Genomic DNA, 2831 nt, shown 5'->3' with positions numbered 1-2831 from the left:
GCAGGCCGTACGGGGGAAGAAACCGACGCCCTTCCACCCCCCGGGGGCCTGCCGCGCGGCGAGCGCCGCTTTTAATCCCGAGAGCGCGCCAGCGCGTTGATCCCGAGAGCGCGCCAGCGCGTTGATCTTGAGAGCGCGCTGCGCGTTCGAGAGAGCGCAAAAGAGCGCCGCACCCCTTGCCTGGGAACAAGGGGTGCGGCGCACTGCGCCTGCGGCGAACCGGCAGGCGACCGGCGCCGACGGCCTCCCGCTCTGGGGTGCGGGAGGACGCCGACGCCGGCCGGGGACGGCAGCGCCGGGACGAGGCGCTGCCCGTGGTCTGGTGCGTCAGTCGCGCGGGTTGCCACCGAAGGCGTCGTCCACGGCGTACCGCCACACGCCGTCGGGGCCCTTGCGGACGACGTCGACGCCGACGCCCTCCAGGTGCTCCGGCTCGCCGTCGACACCGGTCATGTCGATGGACCAGTCGACGATGAACAGGATCGTGTCACCGGTGACGTAACGCTCCCGCTCCGTCGCGACCATCGTGGGCTTGCGGGACAGGAACTCGCGGGTGGCCTCGCGGCGCGCCTCGCCGGACAGCGGCTTGCCGGGCTCCCACACCGCGATGGCTTCCTCGGTGTAGAACCGCTCGACCACGTCGGGGTCGTTGGAGTTGAAGGCCTGGACGTAGTGCTCCAGGTGCTTGTCGAGGTCCGTGGTGGGTTTGATCGTGCTGATCGCGGTCATGACGGCTGGCTCCTTCACGCGTGCTGGTCGCCGGTGGCGGCGGGATCAGAGGAAGAACGTGTCGGGCTCGAGGCCGAGCAGCACCCGGCCGTGGACTTCGAGGTTGGTGACCGGCGCCATCAGCCCGTGCAGGGCGAGGCCGACGGTGTCGCGGTAGACGCGCTGCAACGCGACGGACTTCTGGATCACCGAGGCCCCGGACAGCGTGTAGAGGATCTCCACGGCTTCCTTGGCCAGCTGGATCCCGTAGCCCACCTGGCCGCGGATGGCGGCCTTCTCCTCGGTGGTGACGGTGACGGCGCGGTCCGCCCGGTCCTGCATGAGCGTGGTGATGCGGTCCAGCAGGCCCTCGGCGGCGGCGATCTTGTTGGCCGCCGTGCCGACCTGGATCTGCACGTGCGGGTGCTCGGACTGCTCGGTCCAGCCGGTGTAGGCGATGCCGCGACCGGGCGCGCGCTCCACGAACAGCTCCAACGCCTGGTGGGCCAGGCCGATGTACACCCCCAGCGAGGGCGCCATGACGTACGGGATCAGGCCGTAGTCGCGGCCGTGCAGGCCCATGTTCCAGCGGTCGCCGGTGGTCCCCTCCAGCACCGCCACGCCGTCCACGACCCGGTGGGCGGGCACGAAGACGTTCTTCGCGGTGGAGGTGGAACTGCCGGTGCCGGCGGCGGAGGAGGTGTGCCAGTCGTCGGCGACGGTGAACTCCGCCGCGGGCACGACGGCGTAGAACTCCTCGGGCTCGTCGTGGCCGGGCAGCTCCACCATCGCGGCGGCGATGTTCCAGTCCGCGCCCCGGATGCCGGTGTTGAACCGCCAGCTGCCGTTGAGCAGGTAGCCGCCCTCGGTCGGGGTCAGCGAGCCGGTCGGGGTGAACCCGCCGGAAACCCGCGCCGAGCCGCCCTCGAACACCTCTTCCTGCGCCCGGTCCGGGTAGGCGGCGATGATGCCCGTGCTGGACATCCACGCGTTCACCGTCCAGCCGGTCGAGCCGCAGCCCCGGGCGACCTCGCGCACGATGGCGACCTGGTCGGCCACACCGAGGTCCAGCCCGCCGAACTTGCGCGGGACGGGCGCCCGGAACACGCCCGCCTCCTCCAGCAGCTTGATGTTCTCGTCCGGCAACCACCGCCGGTCCTCGGCCTCCTGGCCGTTGGCCCGCAGCCGCGGCACGAGGTCCCGGACCGCGTCGATCACCGCCCGACCGTCCTGCTCGGTCTCCTGCATCGCGCTGAACCCTCTCGTAGCGTCCCCTGTGGACTGTCGACGTCGGCGGACACCTGTGCGAACTCCTCCCCCAGGCACCCTCTGGGCCGAACAGTACGAGCGCGTGGAAAACCGCCCCTCATCGCGCAGTAACGCCAGGTGCACGACCGGTGATTACCGGCGCGTGAGCCGGCCGTGAATGCGGTCGGGCTACCGTCGCCGGGTAGGGCCGAGAAGCCTGTGAGCACCGGTCCCGCGGACCCGGTCCACCGACAGGAAGCAGGACGGAAACATGTCCACCGCACTCCGGATCGACCCCGACTTCCCCGACCTCACCGACGACATCGACACCCAGAACGACATCTTCATCGACGTCTTCAACTCCGGCGACGGCGCACTGTTCGACCGCCTGTACCGCCCGGACGCCATCTCCAACTTCTCCGGCGGCCAGCTGACCGGCGCACCCCGCAAGGCGTGGTTCGAGCAGTTCCTCTCGGCAAAGCCGTACCTGGAGGCAAAGCTCACGCACGCGTACGTGGCGGGCGACGTGTCCCTCATCGGCGTGACCTTCCAGATCGACACCACCGACGAGGAGGGCCGCAAGGTCCGCATCACCGGCAGCTGCACCGACGTCCTGCGCCGCGGCGAAGACGGCCGCTGGCTGATGGCCGTCGACCGCCCGGTCATGAACCCGCCGCAACTCCTGGACTGACCCGGACGTCGTCCCCGCTCCACCACGAGGCGCCCACCCGACCATCCGGGCGGGCGCCTCGCCAGTGACATCCCCCTCCCCCGGACCCTCCCCTCGGCCCGCGGGGCGCGCGCGCTTTTCGAAGTAGCTCGCGCAGCAGACCCCCCGACTTGGGCTTCTTCCGTCATCCCCGTATGGCCTGCCC

General features: G+C 70.7%; 3 protein-coding genes. 1 reads left to right on the top strand and 2 read right to left on the bottom strand.

What is annotated here, in order from left to right:
* Positions 1-327: 327 nt before the first annotated feature.
* Both WBN91_RS39020 and WBN91_RS39015 read right to left on the bottom strand, forming a co-directional pair.
* Positions 328-729, bottom strand: coding sequence for a YybH family protein (locus WBN91_RS39020; RefSeq protein ID WP_337729329.1), 402 nt, complete (start codon positions 727-729; stop codon positions 328-330).
* A 45-nt stretch (positions 730-774) separates the two neighbouring features.
* The gene (locus WBN91_RS39015; RefSeq protein ID WP_337729330.1) at positions 775-1956 is read right to left on the bottom strand and encodes an acyl-CoA dehydrogenase family protein; all 1182 of its coding nucleotides are present in this window, start codon (positions 1954-1956) and stop codon (positions 775-777) included.
* Positions 1957-2227: 271 nt separating this feature from the next.
* On the opposite strand from WBN91_RS39015, the gene WBN91_RS39010 reads away from it, so the two are divergent.
* A complete protein-coding gene (locus tag WBN91_RS39010) occupies positions 2228-2647 on the top strand; it encodes a YybH family protein (protein WP_337729331.1) in 420 nt (139 codons plus the stop codon).
* Positions 2648-2831 lie beyond the last annotated feature (184 nt).

Source organism: Saccharothrix sp. CCNWYY140 (genome assembly GCF_037401995.1).
Lineage (GTDB): Bacteria > Actinomycetota > Actinomycetes > Mycobacteriales > Pseudonocardiaceae > Actinosynnema.
This window is presented reverse-complemented; position numbering and strand designations above follow the sequence as displayed.

Coding starts and splice junctions, on each gene's coding strand:
- WBN91_RS39010 (WP_337729331.1), top strand. CDS start 2,228: ATGTCCACCGCACTCCGGATCGACCCCGACTTCCCCGACCTCACCGAC.
- WBN91_RS39020 (WP_337729329.1), bottom strand. CDS start 729: ATGACCGCGATCAGCACGATCAAACCCACCACGGACCTCGACAAGCAC.
- WBN91_RS39015 (WP_337729330.1), bottom strand. CDS start 1,956: ATGCAGGAGACCGAGCAGGACGGTCGGGCGGTGATCGACGCGGTCCGG.